This is a genomic window from Exiguobacterium sp. s128 (assembly GCF_018618815.1).
In the GTDB taxonomy this organism is placed as follows: Bacteria; Bacillota; Bacilli; order Exiguobacteriales; family Exiguobacteriaceae; genus Exiguobacterium_A; species Exiguobacterium_A antarcticum.
The window spans coordinates 108028-124088 of the sequence record NZ_JACSMT010000004.1; the positions used below are offsets into that span (position 1 = coordinate 108028).

Sequence of the window (16061 nt, forward strand, 5' to 3'; positions counted from 1 at the left end):
CGATGGAACGTCCTGTTCTCTGCCTCACACGTAAAAACTAATTTTTCCACACACAAAGGAGCGAATTTAAATGTCAATGATTACAGAGATTTATGCACGCGAGATTCTTGACTCACGCGGTAACCCAACGGTAGAAGTAGAAGTATATACAGAAGACGGCGGCTTTGGTCGCGCACTCGTCCCATCAGGCGCATCTACTGGTGAGCACGAAGCAGTTGAACTTCGCGATGGCGACAAATCACGTTACCTCGGTAAAGGTGTCTTAAAAGCAGTTGACAACGTCAACGAAAAATTAGCACCTGAAATCATCGGTTACGATGTCTTCGACCAAGCAGGAATCGACAAAAAGATGATCGACCTCGACGGTACAAAAAACAAAGGAAACTTCGGCGCTAACGCGATCCTTGGTATCTCAATGGCTGCTGCACGTGCTGCTGCAGATGAGCTTGGTCTTCCACTTTACACATACCTCGGTGGATTCAACGCGAAAACATTGCCAACTCCAATGATGAACATCATCAACGGTGGATCACACGCAGACAACAACGTTGATTTCCAAGAGTTCATGATCATGCCTGTTGGAGCTCCAACATTCAAAGAAGCACTTCGTATGGGTGCTGAAATCTTCCACGCGTTGAAATCAGTTCTTAGCGGAATGGGTCTTAACACATCAGTTGGTGACGAGGGTGGATTCGCTCCAAACTTGAAATCAAACGAAGAAGCAATCACAGTTATCCTTGAAGCAATCGAAAAAGCTGGCTACAAAGCAGGCGAAGATGTTTACCTTGCAATGGACGTTGCTTCTTCTGAGTTCTACGACAAAGCAGCTGGAAAATACAACCTCGCTGGCGAAGGCAAAATCCTTTCAACAGAAGAGCTTGTTGAATTCTACGCACAACTCGTTGACAAATACCCAATCATCTCAATCGAAGATGGCTGTGACGAAAACGACTGGGATGGCCACAAACTTCTTACAGATCGTATCGGACACAAAGTCCAACTCGTTGGGGATGACTTGTTCGTAACGAACACAGAGAAACTTGCTGAAGGTATCGAAAAAGGCATCGCGAACTCGATCCTCATCAAAGTGAACCAAATCGGTACGTTGACTGAAACATTCGACGCAATCGAAATGGCGAAAAAAGCTGGTTACACAGCAGTCGTTTCTCACCGTTCTGGTGAAACAGAAGATTCAACGATCGCGGACATCGCTGTTGCGACAAACGCTGGTCAAATCAAAACAGGTTCACTTTCACGTACAGACCGTATCGCGAAATACAACCAACTTCTCCGCATCGAAGACATGCTTTCAGATGTTGCTGTCTACGACGGAATCAAATCATTCTACAACCTCAAAAACCTCAACAAATAATTGATGGATTGAGTCGACAGAATGATGGTCTAAAGTTTGTTGTACACTATATGTTTGGTGATTCTGAGCTATTTAAGACAGAAACATGAACTAAATCGTACAAGGACTGCAGCTAAAACCTCCTATTTATGTGTGATGTATACACACGAATAGGAGGTTTTTTTATGTTCATGATTGATTTTTTAAAGGAATTTGAGTTCGATCTAAAATCAGAAATGACTCGAAACAGACGGTCTCGATCGATCATACCAACGTCATTCAGTTCCAACCGTTAAAAAACCAAATTTACGAATACTTATTTTTTACTACCTGGTCATTAAAATGTTATAGTTATAAATAAGTTGAAGTACAATCATTATAAGGCTTAAATACATTTGAACGGGTTAAGGTTCAAAAAACATCTAAAGGAGAAATGATCATGCTAAATTCAGATTTAGATATACGCTTAGAACCACGTATTAAAGAACTGTATCGCTTACATAAGGAGCGCTCTGCCAATATTGACTGGAGCTATCACGAATTCATTCCCTGGGACAAGGCGATGTCGTTTAAACGGGTTCCTTGGGAGGAGAGTCAAGTCACGCTTCCGGAAGGTGTCATCGTTGCAGTAGAAACCGCATTACTGACAGAAGTGAACTTACCTTGGTATACGTCACATTTGGATTACACCTTTAAAAATTCGATGGAAGTCATCAATGATTTCGTCCGCACGTGGACGGCGGAAGAAGACCAGCACTCGAGCTTACTGGAAACGTATTTACTCGTGACACGAAACGTCAATCCGACACGATTGCATCAATTAAGAAGACGCGTCGTTGAAAGTGGTTGGTTCCCGGACTTCACGAATCCTTTAGCGACCATGGCCTACACGTCACTGCAAGAACTGGCGACACTTGTTTTCTATAATAACGTAGCGAAGGTAGCAGGGGCTCACGATAAAGATTTAGCGACACTGCTTCGCCGTTTAGCGAAAGACGAAGCCCTTCATTATGCGTTCTACCGCGATACAGTGAAGGCCCACCTTGAACTCGATCCGAACTTCATCGTGTTCTTTGAAGATGTCATCATCAATTTCTCGATGCCGGGTGCCATCATGCCGGACTTTACCGAGCGCATGAAAACCATTGCGATCGATACGAATTATGGACCACTCCAATACTTTGACCAGGTATTAGATGTCGTCGTGAAATACTGGGACATTGCCAACTTGGAACCTACGAGCGAAGAGGCCAAACAATCACAAGCGAACATCATGAAATATCACGGACGTTTGAAACGCATCAAGGATCGCCAATTAGCAAAAACGAAGATCGATGCATGACGAGGGGAGAATAATGAAAATGACGTGTGAAATATGCGGAAAAGAAACGAATAACCAAGTCAGTTATTTGGAACTGAATACGTGGGAATTTAATTCGTTGAAGACAGAGGAAAAAGACTTTTATTCGATTTGTTACAGTTGTTTTGACAACCATACGAACACTTTCATTGATCAAGAAATGGATCTTGAATTGAGAAAAAAACGTTCGCAGATGGTGAATAAAGAGGTCGAAGCAGAAATCGAGGCTATTCTTGAGGTTGAAAATTAATTACCCGATCTATGGATTGAGTCGACAGTCTTCCGCTTGGCGGAGGGCTGTTTTTTTGCGTTGCGTGTTGATTGACAAAACTAGCCGTTCGCCCGCTTTTCTGAGGCGGCATAGTAAATCGTATAGGTTTTTTAGGAATCACGCTTTTTTTCACGCGCTTTCCTCAGGCGAGACACAAGCCAGTTTCCCTACCTCAGTCAGGCAGGGAATCGGGTCTTGTTTGTCTCTGACAGCGCAAGCAGGCTTGCGCTTTTTCCTGTAGGAGTCGCGTGAAACGCGTGATAACAGTTGTATAGAAAAGCAAAAAAATCATTCATAGCTCGACTTCTAAGGGAGAAGGAAGCAACGCTTCCGTTAGGGACAGGCGAGATCCGGAGATCTGAAAGAAATCCGCGGCTCGCGTTCCGCCCTAGAAAAGCGAGCGAATGAATGATTTTTGACAAACGTAAAAAAACGAGACCCGACTAAACGTCGAATCCCGTAGTATCAAAATGGAATTACACTCCTTGAGATCAATCCTCGATAAACGTAACGAGGTAATGATGGGCAGAATAGAGCGGAGCACGCGTGACGAAGAACTCGGGTAAGTCGACATCGATATCGAGTTCACGTAATGTCTGCGGATCGAGACATTCCTGAACGAGACGTTTGATATCGCTGAGTAATTCATCGTGCAGGTTCGCTTCCGCTGCGAAGGAACGTTTGGCTTCGTCCTTCAACAATAGGACGACGGGAGGAAGGCCACGCAAGATATCGACCTGGAGTGGTTCTTCGTTTCGTTGAAAAAAGTCGTTGAGACAACTGACGACTTTCATCGAGTGATCTTCTTTCATCCAAACCCCAACTTTCTATAAGTACTAGTACGGTAAGCTATTCCCTAAAGTCAGATGGGATATGCAGACAAACTGGAATCTCTGCATTAAGAGAGCGGATATCCGGGTAGAGAATGAAGTAAGGGGGGAGTGACATGCTGTTTCGTTATTTATTTCTGGGTATGGACCCCACAATCGATGAGATTCAATTACGGATCATTTACTTTACGGAACTGATCTTTTTTATCGGTCTCTATCAGATTACGAGTCGCTTTTCGTATCAAAGCATGATTCTTGGAACGGTTCTCGGAGTCGCAGGTCTGACGGCGCTGCTGCCTGGAGCGATCTATATTCTGCGTTATAACCCGGAAGATGCCGTCATCGATATTACGTTCCTATTGATTTACTTACTGGAACCGCTCGCCATCATAGCTTTTCTTGTTGCGTTATGTCGACGGGTGTACCAAAAAAGCCATCCGAAGAGCTGAAGAAGTCCGGGAAAACGTTGTCATACGACGTTTGATCGGACTTTTTTGTCGATTTCACAAAAAAATAAAATATATTTTAACAAAAAGGATTGATGTGTAACCGGTTACACAATATGATACATATTGTAAGCGTTATCAAAAGAAAGAGGTGGCGAATATGTCGACCATCCGGGAAGTAGCGAAAGTGGCCAATGTCTCCGTGGCGACGGTATCACGCGTCATGAATGAAAAAGGATATGTCAGTGAAAAAGCAAGGACGGCGGTCCTGCAAGCGATTAAACAGCTCGATTACCGACCGAACCGGGTTGCCCGGTCGTTGTTTCAAAAACGGTCAGGATTGATCGGATTGATCGTGCCGGACATCACGAACCCGTTTTTCCCACAACTCGCTCGAGCTGTGGAAGATATGGCACATCAACATGGTTTTCAGGTGATTTTATGTAACACGGATGAACAGTTTCAGAAAGAACAGGAATATATTCAATCGCTCGAAGCGATGCATATCGACGGCTTGATCATTACGACGAACTATTCGAACAATCCGAACTATGAAGAGATCGAAGTACCGATCGTCGCTCTTGACCGTGTGTTACAAGGCGCGATCCCGACCGTCACGTCAAACGGCTATGACGGCGGGAAAAAGGCAGCCCAGTTCCTACTGGAGCATGGCGCAACAGAGCTCGTCGTTATCAGTGGTCCGTCAAAGTTACCGACGATCCGAAAACGCCGGGATGGATTTGAAGAAGTCGCCGGGAAACATCTTGTCGCAAGTATCGAGTCACCGTTTCATTTTCAGGGTGCACTCGGAGCCGCCAATTACTTATTTGATCATTACGACTGTAATGGGATCTTTGCGGCAAACGATGTCATCGCCGCAGCGACGATCCAAGTCGCGGCAGAACGAGGCATCGCGATTCCCGAGCAGTTACAGGTCATCGGGTACGACGGCATTGAACTGGGGCAGATGATTTCCCCGCCGTTGACGACGATTGCCCAACCGATCTATCAGATGGGGGAACTCGCGGCGAAGTTATTGATTCAACGGATTGAAGGAAAAGAGATTGCGGCCGTCCATCATGAATTGATGGTCGAAGTCATCGAACGAGAAACGACGAAGCGGAAGGGTGAACAGTCATGAAACAAATTAGTGTAGTCGGCAGTATCTCGATGGACCTGGTCGTCGAAAGCGATCGTCGTCCGTCAGCAGGAGAAACGGTCATCGGATCCGCCTTCCATACCGTACCTGGAGGCAAGGGAGCGAACCAGGCCGTCGCGATCGCGCGGCTTGGCGGAAACGTCGAGATGGTCGGGTGTATCGGCGATGATGCGAACGGCGTCGCGATCCGTCAGAACTTCGAGACGGAACAGGTCGGGACGACGCATCTGCAGACGATTGCGAATGAACGGACCGGAACGGCACACATCACGCTTGCGGAAGGCGACAATTCAATCGTCGTCGTCCAATCGGCGAACTTGGCGGTCGTCTATGACGAGAGCCAGCTCGACAGCTTACTTGGTCAGGCGGACATGATTTTACTGCAGCTCGAAATTCCACTGGCAACCGTCAAGCAGGTGGCGCGTTACGGCAAGACACACGGCATTCCCGTCGTTTTGAATCCGGCGCCAGCCATCGTCCTTGACGACGAGTTGCTCGAAGACGTGACCTACCTGACACCAAACGAACATGAATGTGGCTTGATTTTCGGACAACAGCAGTCACTCGAACATTGGTTAAGCCAGTATCCGAATAAATTGATTGTCACAGAAGGTAGCCGCGGAGCACGTTTTTATGACGGTCAAGACATCGTGACGGTGCCTGCCATCGCAACCACGGTCGTCGATACGACGGGAGCCGGGGATACGTTCAACGGGGCTCTCGCTGTAGCTTTGACGGAAGGAAGACCCTTGACAGAAGCGATTCGCTTTGCGAACAAGGCAGCCGGCATGTCTGTCCGGGCACTCGGCGCACAAGGCGGCATGCCGACACGGGAACAGATGGAGGTTGAAGTATGAAACGACACGGTATTTTAAACAGTCATATCAGTAAGGTCTTAACGGATCTCGGTCATACGGATACCGTCGTCATTGCCGACTGCGGTCTACCGATTCCGGACGGCGTCAAGCGGATTGATTTAGCGCTCGAACTCGGAACACCATCATTTGCCGATGTCGTCCGGATCGTCGCGAGTGACATGGCAATCGAACAGGTGACCTTGGCAACGGAAATCAAAGACACGAACGTTGCTGCGTTAGATGTCATCACTCAACTCGACGTCCCGCAAGACTACGTCTCGCATGAAGCATTCAAGGAACTGACGAAACAGGCAAAAGTCATCATCCGGACGGGGGAAGCGACACCGTATGCCAACGTCATCCTACACGCCGGCGTCATTTTTTAAGGGGGAAGCACGATGCAAATTGAGATGACAGGTATCACAAAAGCGTTTGGTCCCGTGCCCGTCTTGAAGGGTGTCGACTTTACGCTTATGACAGGTGAGATTCATGCCTTGATGGGTGAAAACGGAGCGGGGAAATCGACGCTGATGAAAATCCTGACCGGTGTTCATAAAGCCGATGAAGGAACGATTCAAGTCGATGGAGTCGGGCAACATTATAAAAATCCGAAACTCGCGGAAGAAGCGGGGATTGCCTTCATTCACCAGGAACTGAACATTCTGCCCGACTTAACGGTCACGGAAAACCTGTTTCTCGGACGGGAACTGAAATCACGGTTCGGTGTCTTGAAGCAGGCAGAGATGAAACGGCTTGCGGAACGCGAGCTGGCGGAGCTGAACGTCTTCATGGATGTCAATCAGCTCGCCCGGACGTTATCGGTCGGACAACAACAGATGATCGAGATCGCGAAAGCGTTGATGACGGACGCGAAGGTTATCATCATGGATGAACCGACAGCGGCCTTGACGGAGCGTGAAATCCGCGCCTTGTTCAGTGTCGCGACGGCACTGCGGGCGCAAGGCGTCTCGATCGTCTATATCTCACACCGGATGGAAGAAATCTTTGAACTGTGTGACCGGATCACGGTCTTACGCGACGGCGTCTCCGTTTCGACACACAGGATCGCTGAGACGTCGTTCGAACAGATCGTCCGTGAGATGGTCGGACGCGAGATGGGCGAACGGTATCCGGAACGCCAAGTCACGCTCGGTCAGACGGTTCTTGAAGTGACAGGCGCGACCGGCAAACGGTTCGAAGACGTGTCGTTTTCAGTCCGGGCCGGTGAAATCGTCGGCTTTTCCGGCTTGATGGGAGCAGGACGAACGGAAGTCATGCGCGGCTTGTTTGGGGTCGATCGGCTGAAGGCAGGAACAATCGCCTTAAACGGCAACGTCATCAAAATCAAATCGCCGCATGATGCGATCAAACAAGGACTTGGATTTTTGACCGAAGACCGAAAAGGCGAAGGATTATTCCTCGACTTTTCACTCCGGGAAAACATCTCCTTGCCGACGATCCGGTCGTTATCGAAGTCCGGTGTCATCTCCGATCAATCGGAGCGCCAGTTCGCGGAAGGCTATCTCAAGTCGCTGTCCGTCCGGCACAGTTCGATGGATCAACCGGCGAAGTCGTTGTCAGGCGGGAACCAGCAAAAGGTTGTTCTCGCGAAATGGCTTGGGACGAAACCGGATGTGCTGATTCTCGACGAACCGACACGCGGTGTCGACGTCGGGGCGAAAAAAGAAATTTACCTGATCATGAACGAACTCGCTGCATCTGGTGTCGCGATCATCATGATCAGTTCGGACCTCCCGGAAATTCTCGGGATGAGTGACCGCGTCTATGTGATGCGGGAAGGGCAAGTGAGCGGCATGCTCAACCAACAAGAGGCCACGCAAGAAAGTATCATGACGCTTGCGACAGGAGGACAATGACATGGAATTGATGCAAGGAAAACTGACGGAAAAGAAACCGAGACGACTCGGGATTGGTCAAAAGCTCGGTCCGCTCGCCGGACTGTTCGCCATCATTCTCGTCGTCTCGATCATGGAACCGGACTTTTTAACACTTAATAACTTATTCAACATCTTACGCCAAGTTTCGATCAATGCCTTGATTGCCTTCGGGATGACATTCGTCATCTTAACGGGCGGGATCGACTTATCGGTCGGTTCGATTCTTGCGTTGTCATCCGCGTTCGTCGCCGGTCTGATGACGGACGGAACGTCGGCGATTCTCGCCGTCCTCGCCGGATTGATCGTCGGCGCAATCATGGGTGCGTTAAACGGAATGGTCATCTCACTCGGGAAAGTCGCACCGTTCATCGCGACACTCGCGACGATGACGATCTTCCGTGGTCTGACGCTCGTCTACACGGACGGAAAACCAATCACCGGACTCAGCCAGGGCGGCTGGTTCGAATTGTTCGGTCGCGGCTACATCTGGATCTTCCCGGTCCCGGTCGTGACGATGTTGATCGCCTTCGCCGTGCTGTACTTCATCCTGAAGAAAACGACGTTCGGCCGTTATACGTACGCGATTGGCGGTAATGAAGAAGCGGCAAAACTGATGGGGATTCAAGTCAACAAAGTAAAAATCATGATTTATTCGTTGTCTGGTCTAATGGCAGCACTCGCCGGGATCATCTTGACGTCGCGCCTCAACTCGGCGCAACCGACAGCCGGAACATCGTACGAACTCGATGCGATCGCCGCGGTCGTCCTCGGCGGGACCAGCTTATCCGGTGGACGCGGTTGGATCGTCGGGACGTTGATCGGTGCCTTGATCATCGGGACACTCAATAATGGACTGAATTTACTTGGCGTCTCCTCGTTCTTCCAGCTTGTCGTCAAAGGGCTCGTCATCCTGTTCGCGGTACTCGCGGACCGGAAACAAACTACGTGATTTACCATCCAAAAGGAGGATATTGATATGAAAAAACTACTTGCACTCGTCATGATGGCGTTAATGGTCTTCGCAGCCGCCTGTTCGACGGAACAACCGGGCAGCGACACGGAAAAAGAGAAGAAAACAAAAGATTTCAAGATTGGTCTGTCGATCTCGACACTCAACAACCCGTTCTTCGTCTCACTCAAAGAAGGCGCAGAAAAAGAAGCAAAAGCACAAGGTGCAACACTGCAAGTCGCGGATGCACAGGATGATGCCGCGAAACAAGCAAGTGACATCGAAGACATGATTCAAAAGAACGTCGATCTCATCCTGATCAACCCAACGGATTCAGCAGCAGTCGGTGCAGCCGTTCAAACAGCAAACGATGCTGACATCCCGGTCATCACAGTTGACCGGAATGCAGAAGCTGGTGACGTCATCGCGCACATCGCGTCGGATAACGTCGCAGGTGGGAAACAAGCGGGTGAGTACATGATCGAACTCGTTGGCGATAAAGCGAAAGTCGTTGAACTCGAAGGTATTCCAGGTGCTTCAGCAACACGTGACCGAGGCGAAGGGTTCCACGCGGCAGTCGACAGCAAGCTTGACGTCGTCGCGAAACAATCAGCAAACTTTGACCGGGCGAAAGGTCTGTCGGTCATGGAAAACATTCTGCAAAACAACAAAGACATCAAAGCGGTCTTCGCGCACAACGATGAAATGGCCCTTGGTGCCGTTGAAGCGTTGAAAGCAGCGGGCATGGAAGACGTGAAAGTCATCGGCTTTGACGCAACAGACGACGCCGTCAAAGCGGTCGAAGACGGTAAGATGGCAGGAACAGTTGCCCAGAAACCGGCTGAAATCGGAAAAACAGGTATCGATACTGCAATCAAACACCTCAAAGGTGAGACAGTCGAGAAGAACATTCCGGTCGAACTCGACCTGATTAAACAATAAGCGTCATCGCCAGCCGGTCTGATTTTGTCAGTCGGCTGGTTTTTTTTGGAGGGAAGATGAACTTCCTGAATCTATACCTTGTTCCCGTAGTTGTTTTTCTCTATAATGAAAGAAGCGTATATTACTGAAGGAGGATCATCGATGATCATTCATAACGTGGCTCTTGTCGGCCTCATCGTCGTTTCCGTTCTTCTCATCATCGTCGTTCTCTTGATGTCAGGCCGTACGGCTGGACTCGGAGCATTGACAGGTGGGGCAGAACAATTATTTGGTCGCCAAAAAGCCCGTGGCTTGGATGCGGTCCTAAATCGTGTAGCGTCTATCTTAGGGGCATTATTCTTTATTTTGGCGTTACTCGTCGCTTTTTATAAGTGAGTATTGAAACGACAGCCGTCCGTTTGCGCTGTCGTTTTTTCTTATTTTCTCGATTTCTATTTTTTCATTTTGGGGTATAGGGTTAGAGGGGGAATCATTTTATGAAAATCACATTACCAAAACCATTCTTTTTTGAAGGTGGTAACCGGGCCGTCCTGTTGTTACACGGCTTCACCGGTTCGAGTGCCGATGTCCGGATGCTCGGGCGTTACTTGCAAAAACACGGTTATACATCACTGGCACCACAATATAAAGGGCACGCGGCCCCACCCGAAGAGCTGACGAAGACTGGGCCAGCCGACTGGTGGCAGGACGTCCTTGACGGCTACGAAGAGTTAAAAGACAAAGGATACGATGAGATTGCGGTCTGCGGTCTGTCGCTCGGCGGTGTCATGTCGCTGCGGCTTTCGATGCATCGTCCGGTCAAGGCCGTCATTCCGATGTGTGCGCCGGCCTACATCAAAAGTGAAGACGTCATGTATGCAGGAGTCACGGAGTATGCCAGAGAATTTAAGAAGCGAGAAGGAAAATCCGTCGAAGAAATCGAACAGGAGATGGCAGTCTTCGAACCGATGCCGACCTTAAAAGATCTGCAAGCCTTGCTGAAAGAGACACGCGATTCACTCGAAGACGTCTATGCACCGACCCTCGTCGTCCAGGCACGTAACGATCATATGATCAACACGGATTCGGCGAACATCATCCATGATGGTGTCAGTGCCTTACAAAAAGAGCTGATCTGGTATGAGAACTCAGGTCATGTCATTACGCTCGACAAAGAAAAAGAAACGCTCCACCAAGACATCCATGAATTTTTGGACGGCTTGAACTGGAGTCATTAACTGGAGGTGTCACGTTGGAATTACGTGAACGAATACTAGAGGTCATCACGACGGAAGAACGTCCGTTGTCGATTGATCAATTAACGAAAAAATTAGAACTGTCGGATACAACCGAATTCAAAGAGTTGATCCGGACGTTGAACACACTCGAAGAAGAAGCGCTCGTCGCGCGGACCCGGTCGAACAAATACGGGACACTGGCCCAAATCGGGCAAGTCGCTGGAAAAATCTCCGTCCACCAACGTGGATTCGGATTCGTCTCACCGGAGGATGGTTCAGCAGGTGATATCTTCTTACCGGCACCGGAACTCGGCAACGTCTACAACGGTGACCGTGTCCTCGTCAAAGTCTTTGCTGAATCAAACGGTGGGGACCGTCGTGAAGGAAAGTTGCTCAAGATTCTCTCACGCGGACCAGCCGATTTCGTCGGGACGTTCGTCAGTCCAAAAGGACGGATTGAATCGATCGCCTATATCGAACCGGATGACTCGAAGCTGACGTTTTTACCGGTCGTCGCGGACGAAGATACGCTTGGTGCGGTCGACGGACATAAAGTCCTCGCCCGGATCACGAAGTATCCGGACGGTCGTTACGCGGGAACAGCAAAAGTCTTACAGATCATCGGGCATAAAAATGATCCGGGTGTCGATATCCTGTCGATCGTCCACAAGCACGGCATCAATGTCGACTTCTCGGATGCAGCGATTGCGGAAGCCAACAACATTCCGGATCAAATCGATGAGAAAGATCTCGTCGGTCGCGTCGACTTACGCAAGGAACTGACGGTCACGATTGATGGTGCGGACGCGAAGGACTTGGACGACGCCGTCCACGTCAAGAAACTCAGCAACGGCAACTACGAGCTGGGTGTCCATATCGCCGACGTCTCACATTATGTCAAGGAAGATTCACCGCTCGACGAAGAAGCACGCGAACGCGGGACAAGTGTCTATCTCGTTGACCGCGTGATTCCGATGATTCCGCACCGTCTGTCAAACGGGATCTGTTCACTGAACCCGCACGTTGATCGCTTAACACTGAGCTGTATCATGGAAATCGATCAAAACGGGGCTGTCGTTAACCAGGAAATTTTACAAAGTGTCATCAAGACGACGGAACGGATGACGTATACCGATGTCCGGAAAATCATCGAACGGGAAGACGAAGAAGTCATCGCGAAATATCACGATCTCGTCGCTAACTTCGATCAGATGGCGGAACTGGCTGCGATCCTCCGGGAACGCCGCTCACGCCGTGGGGCGATTAACTTCGACTTCCCGGAAGCAAAAGTCCTCGTCAACGAAGAAGGCAAGACAAGCGAAATCATCTTACGCGAACGGTCCGTTGCCGAAAAGCTGATCGAAGAGTTCATGCTTGCGGCGAACGAAACAGTGGCTGAATACGTCCAGCACCAAAAACTGCCGTTCATGTACCGGATTCACGATGAGCCGAAAGCAGAACGTCTCGACACGTTCTTTAAATTCATCGCCAACTTCGGCATCAACGTCGAACGTAAAGGCGAGTCGGTCACACCGAAGACGTTGCAATCGATCTTAAACGCGGTTGAAGGCGAGCCGGAAGAAGCCGTCGTCAGTACGGTCATGTTACGGTCGCTCCAACAAGCAAAATATGACGTCGAACCGATTGGTCACTTTGGTCTGTCGACCGATTTCTACACGCACTTCACGTCACCAATCCGCCGGTATCCGGACTTGATGGTCCACCGTCTCCTGCGCGAGTACATCATCTTTAATGATAAATCGCAAAAGACACAGGACCGTTATGCTGCGATTCTGCCGGAAATCGCCGATCACGCCTCAAAACGGGAACGTCGTGCCGTCGATGCGGAGCGGGAAACAAATGCGCTCAAGAAAGCCGAGTATATGGAACAACACATCGGCGAAACGTTTGAAGGTGTCGTCAGTGGGGTGACCAACTTCGGCATGTTCGTCGAGTTGCCGAACACGATCGAAGGACTCGTTCACATCCAGGCGATGACGGATGACTTCTACCGTTACGACGAAGCGAACTATCAATTGATGGGCGAACGGACGAAACAACAGTTCCGGATCGGCGACGTCGTCGAGATCAAAGTCACCGGTGTCAACATCGATGAGAAGACAATCGATTTTGCTGTCGTCGGGATGCCGGAACGCCAACCGAAAAAACGTTTTGAGTCGAAGACGATCCGTTCAACAGGCGGACGTCCGGGACAAAAACGCGACGACAAGAAAGACGACCGCCGCGGCGGGAAGTCGAAACGTCCAGGGAAACCGAACGAGCAATCAAAAGGTAAAGGATTCGCCGGGAAAGACAAGAAGGACAAACCGCCGTTCCATAAAGCGGTCTCGAATAAAAAACGGAAGCGCCCATAAGCGCTTCTGTTTAGAAATGTGGTGGAAGAGAGATGCCAAAAGGTACAAGTTCAAAAGTATTAGCGAACAACAAACGGGCGTCGTTTGATTATGCGATTGAAGATACGATCGAAGCGGGTCTCGTCCTGACGGGAACCGAAATCAAATCGGTCCGTAAAGGCAAGATCAGTATCGCTGACGCGTTCGTCCGCTTCGATGGCGGGGAAGCGATTCTCTGGAACTCGAACATCGCCCACTTCGAACAGGGGAACCGGTACAACCACGAACTGCTCCGTCCGCGGAAACTGTTGCTGCACAAAAAACAGATCGCAAACCTGATGGGACTCGTCTCGCGCGATGGCTATACGATCGTGCCACTGAAGGTCTACATCAAGAACGGCTACGCGAAATGTCTGATCGGACTCGGACGCGGGAAGAAGAAATTCGACAAACGCGACGATCTGAAGAAGAAGGATGCGAAGCGTGATATCGACCGTGCGTTACGCGACAAGCAAAAGTATTGAACCCGTAACACTTTTCTGCTATTATAATAGTATTCGGAAAGCCCCAATTTTATATCTTGGGGACGTTACGGATTCGACGGGGGTAGTTCGGTCTTCTGTGGCGTGTCGAGGGGTCGGCCTCGTTAAAACGCATCAGCCATAACTGGCAAAACTAACACACAACTCACAGCAGCTTAATAGCTACTACGGATCCTAGCAGCCGTCGCCTGGTCGGCTGATTTCTAGGGTCTCACTTTAAACAGGCTACGCTTGGACCCTTCCGTCTGGAGGGAAAGAGAAGAGATGGAATCAGACTGGTCGGACGGACGCCTGTCAATTGGCAGCCTGACGACGAGATCCCAATAAATTGACTACACACGTAGAAGCTTAAGTATACGATGCCTTCGGACGTGGGTTCGACTCCCACCGTCTCCATACCCTGAAATCTTTAGGATTTCAAAAGGTCAAAACACCTGAAAGATAAGGGGTTTTGGCCTTTTCTTTTATACTTTATTTAGATTTTTGCTTTATCCCTTTAGTTTGAGAAATTAGTAAAAAAAATTAAAAAAGAGGTATTACTATGATTAACTTCCAAGATAAAGTAGGCTTCATCTGGTCAATAGCTGAGATTTTACGTGGACCGTATAAACCAGAAGACTACGGTAAAATTGTACTACCGTTAGCTGTTTTACGCCGCTTTGACTGCGTGTTAGAAAGTACAAAAGAAGAAGTATTAGCAAAAGCAGAACAGTTTTCTAGTATGTCAGAGGAGGCGCGTGAACCAATTTTAAATCGTGCTTCTAAACAAAGCTTCCATAATATAAGTAAATTTGATTTTAGTAAATTGTTAAGTGATTCAGATAACATTGCTGATAACTTACGTGACTACATAAATGGTTTTTCAAAAGTTGCACGTGATATCATGGAACATTTTGAATTTGATCGCCAAATCGATAAATTGGATCAAAACAATTTACTTTATTTAACAATAAAGCGTTTTAGCGAAATCGACTTACACCCTGAGACTGTTTCAAATATTGAAATGGGATATGTGTTTGAGGAATTAATTCGTCGTTTCAACGAAAATGCAGAAGCAGGAGATCATTATACACCACGCGAAGTGATTCGTTTAATGACGCATCTTTTGTTTTTACACGATGATGCAAATATCTTAACGAAGCCTGGCTTAACACAAACGTTGTATGATGCAGCAGCTGGTACAGGAGGTATGGGATCTGTTGCACAAGAGTATATTGGAAGTGTAAATCCAACAGCACATTTAGAGTTTTTCGGACAAGAAATAAATGGCTCATCACCATAACACGTGGTTGCTATTTTAACGACCAAGCTCAAGGTGCAATCTCAAAAAGAATCGTTCGAGGTTTCGGTAGCCATAACCACGACGTTTAATGAGCTTAATCTTATTGTTCGTCCCTTCCATTTTCCCATTCGATAGTGTCGATACAATGGTTTGACGCATCGCTTCTTCACGGCCACGAATCGCTTTCGCGATTTTCGCAAGAGGTCCGCATGGATGAAATTGATAACGTTCCAGCCAGTCTTTCAGTCTTCGGCATGCCTGCCCGTCGCACGTTGCTTTCAACACATATCGAATATGTTGGAGTCCTTGATAAAGATCCCGGGTAAACGAGTCTTCTAGAATACAAGAATGGGCGACCTCTCGATCTTCAAGAGCCAATGCTTCCGGACGACAAGCGAGAGCACGATCAATCACACGAACATGATGATGGCGTCTTGCCTCGTTCAAAAAACGACGCCGGCGGCGAAGAGCATCCGTAAAGAACTGGATGAGATGAAAACGATCCAGCACATGCGCTGCATTCGGGAAGACACGAGTAGTTGCCTTCGCCATCGCAGGTGCAAAATCACTGACGACAGAACGAACATCTCCCAGTACACCTTG

General features: G+C 48.6%; 16 protein-coding genes, 1 other RNA gene and 1 pseudogene. 16 read left to right on the plus strand and 2 right to left on the minus strand.

Going from position 1 to position 16061, the window contains the following annotated elements; all coding sequences use genetic code 11:
• Positions 1–70 precede the first annotated feature (70 nt).
• From eno to KNQ13_RS03145, 3 genes are all read left to right on the plus strand, one after another.
• The gene (gene eno / locus KNQ13_RS03135) at positions 71–1372 is read left to right on the plus strand and encodes a phosphopyruvate hydratase (protein ID WP_209547966.1); all 1302 of its coding nucleotides are present in this window, start codon (positions 71–73) and stop codon (positions 1370–1372) included.
• A gap of 418 nt (positions 1373–1790) precedes the next feature.
• On the plus strand, positions 1791–2693 hold the full coding sequence (locus tag KNQ13_RS03140; protein ID WP_209547967.1) for an acyl-ACP desaturase: 903 nt from the start codon (positions 1791–1793) through the stop codon (positions 2691–2693).
• A gap of 13 nt (positions 2694–2706) precedes the next feature.
• Complete coding sequence (locus tag KNQ13_RS03145) at positions 2707–2961, plus strand: hypothetical protein (RefSeq protein ID WP_209547968.1); 255 nt, start codon at positions 2707–2709, stop codon at positions 2959–2961.
• A 512-nt stretch (positions 2962–3473) separates the two neighbouring features.
• On the opposite strand, the gene KNQ13_RS03150 is transcribed toward KNQ13_RS03145, so the two are convergent.
• On the minus strand, positions 3474–3794 hold the full coding sequence (locus KNQ13_RS03150) for a hypothetical protein (protein ID WP_071498796.1): 321 nt from the start codon (positions 3792–3794) through the stop codon (positions 3474–3476).
• 134 nt (positions 3795–3928) lie between these two features.
• On the opposite strand from KNQ13_RS03150, the gene KNQ13_RS03155 reads away from it, so the two are divergent.
• The 13 genes and pseudogenes from KNQ13_RS03155 to KNQ13_RS03215 form a co-directional block, all read left to right on the plus strand.
• Positions 3929–4261, plus strand: a complete 333-nt coding sequence (locus KNQ13_RS03155) for a hypothetical protein (RefSeq protein WP_209547969.1) — start codon at positions 3929–3931, stop codon at positions 4259–4261.
• Between the two features lie 157 nt (positions 4262–4418).
• On the plus strand, positions 4419–5399 hold the full coding sequence (locus tag KNQ13_RS03160; protein ID WP_026830107.1) for a LacI family DNA-binding transcriptional regulator: 981 nt from the start codon (positions 4419–4421) through the stop codon (positions 5397–5399).
• Entirely contained in the window at positions 5396–6274 is an 879-nt protein-coding gene (gene rbsK / locus KNQ13_RS03165) for a ribokinase (protein WP_209547970.1), read from the plus strand. The genes KNQ13_RS03160 and rbsK overlap by 4 nt, the downstream gene beginning before the upstream one ends.
• Complete coding sequence (rbsD, locus tag KNQ13_RS03170) at positions 6271–6660, plus strand: D-ribose pyranase (protein ID WP_209547971.1); 390 nt, start codon at positions 6271–6273, stop codon at positions 6658–6660. Before rbsK ends, rbsD begins: the two co-directional genes overlap by 4 nt.
• A 12-nt stretch (positions 6661–6672) precedes the next feature.
• On the plus strand, positions 6673–8151 hold the full coding sequence (locus tag KNQ13_RS03175) for a sugar ABC transporter ATP-binding protein (protein WP_209547972.1): 1479 nt from the start codon (positions 6673–6675) through the stop codon (positions 8149–8151).
• A gap of 1 nt (position 8152) precedes the next feature.
• The gene (gene rbsC / locus KNQ13_RS03180; protein WP_051590459.1) at positions 8153–9121 is read left to right on the plus strand and encodes a ribose ABC transporter permease; all 969 of its coding nucleotides are present in this window, start codon (positions 8153–8155) and stop codon (positions 9119–9121) included.
• A 27-nt stretch (positions 9122–9148) separates the two neighbouring features.
• Positions 9149–10063: a ribose ABC transporter substrate-binding protein RbsB gene (gene rbsB / locus KNQ13_RS03185; protein WP_014971150.1), complete on the plus strand. Its 915-nt coding sequence runs from the start codon at positions 9149–9151 to the stop codon at positions 10061–10063.
• Between the two features lie 141 nt (positions 10064–10204).
• Positions 10205–10438 carry a preprotein translocase subunit SecG gene (gene secG / locus KNQ13_RS03190; RefSeq protein ID WP_012371248.1) on the plus strand — a complete coding sequence of 78 codons (234 nt, stop codon included), beginning with the start codon at positions 10205–10207 and terminating at the stop codon, positions 10436–10438.
• 101 nt (positions 10439–10539) lie between these two features.
• Entirely contained in the window at positions 10540–11280 is a 741-nt protein-coding gene (locus KNQ13_RS03195) for an alpha/beta hydrolase (protein WP_209547973.1), read from the plus strand.
• Positions 11281–11294: 14 nt separating this feature from the next.
• On the plus strand, positions 11295–13655 hold the full coding sequence (rnr, locus tag KNQ13_RS03200) for a ribonuclease R (protein WP_209547974.1): 2361 nt from the start codon (positions 11295–11297) through the stop codon (positions 13653–13655).
• A 32-nt stretch (positions 13656–13687) separates the two neighbouring features.
• Positions 13688–14158 carry an SsrA-binding protein SmpB gene (smpB, locus tag KNQ13_RS03205; RefSeq protein WP_026830102.1) on the plus strand — a complete coding sequence of 157 codons (471 nt, stop codon included), beginning with the start codon at positions 13688–13690 and terminating at the stop codon, positions 14156–14158.
• 58 nt (positions 14159–14216) lie between these two features.
• Positions 14217–14575: a transfer-messenger RNA gene (gene ssrA / locus KNQ13_RS03210) on the plus strand.
• A gap of 142 nt (positions 14576–14717) precedes the next feature.
• Positions 14718–15452 (plus strand): annotated as a pseudogene (locus KNQ13_RS03215) (type I restriction-modification system subunit M N-terminal domain-containing protein); the annotation flags it as partial.
• A gap of 21 nt (positions 15453–15473) precedes the next feature.
• Here the strand turns inward: KNQ13_RS03215 and KNQ13_RS03220 are convergent.
• Positions 15474–16061: transposase (locus tag KNQ13_RS03220; protein WP_214773185.1), on the minus strand; the 588-nt coding region annotated here is incomplete at its 5' end.

Coding starts and splice junctions, on each gene's coding strand:
- KNQ13_RS03150 (WP_071498796.1), bottom strand. CDS start 3,794: ATGAAAGAAGATCACTCGATGAAAGTCGTCAGTTGTCTCAACGACTTT.
- KNQ13_RS03145 (WP_209547968.1), top strand. CDS start 2,707: ATGAAAATGACGTGTGAAATATGCGGAAAAGAAACGAATAACCAAGTC.
- KNQ13_RS03140 (WP_209547967.1), top strand. CDS start 1,791: ATGCTAAATTCAGATTTAGATATACGCTTAGAACCACGTATTAAAGAA.
- rbsD (WP_209547971.1), top strand. CDS start 6,271: ATGAAACGACACGGTATTTTAAACAGTCATATCAGTAAGGTCTTAACG.
- KNQ13_RS03155 (WP_209547969.1), top strand. CDS start 3,929: ATGCTGTTTCGTTATTTATTTCTGGGTATGGACCCCACAATCGATGAG.
- rbsK (WP_209547970.1), top strand. CDS start 5,396: ATGAAACAAATTAGTGTAGTCGGCAGTATCTCGATGGACCTGGTCGTC.
- KNQ13_RS03160 (WP_026830107.1), top strand. CDS start 4,419: ATGTCGACCATCCGGGAAGTAGCGAAAGTGGCCAATGTCTCCGTGGCG.
- KNQ13_RS03175 (WP_209547972.1), top strand. CDS start 6,673: ATGCAAATTGAGATGACAGGTATCACAAAAGCGTTTGGTCCCGTGCCC.
- secG (WP_012371248.1), top strand. CDS start 10,205: ATGATCATTCATAACGTGGCTCTTGTCGGCCTCATCGTCGTTTCCGTT.
- KNQ13_RS03195 (WP_209547973.1), top strand. CDS start 10,540: ATGAAAATCACATTACCAAAACCATTCTTTTTTGAAGGTGGTAACCGG.
- rbsC (WP_051590459.1), top strand. CDS start 8,153: ATGGAATTGATGCAAGGAAAACTGACGGAAAAGAAACCGAGACGACTC.
- smpB (WP_026830102.1), top strand. CDS start 13,688: ATGCCAAAAGGTACAAGTTCAAAAGTATTAGCGAACAACAAACGGGCG.
- eno (WP_209547966.1), top strand. CDS start 71: ATGTCAATGATTACAGAGATTTATGCACGCGAGATTCTTGACTCACGC.
- rbsB (WP_014971150.1), top strand. CDS start 9,149: ATGAAAAAACTACTTGCACTCGTCATGATGGCGTTAATGGTCTTCGCA.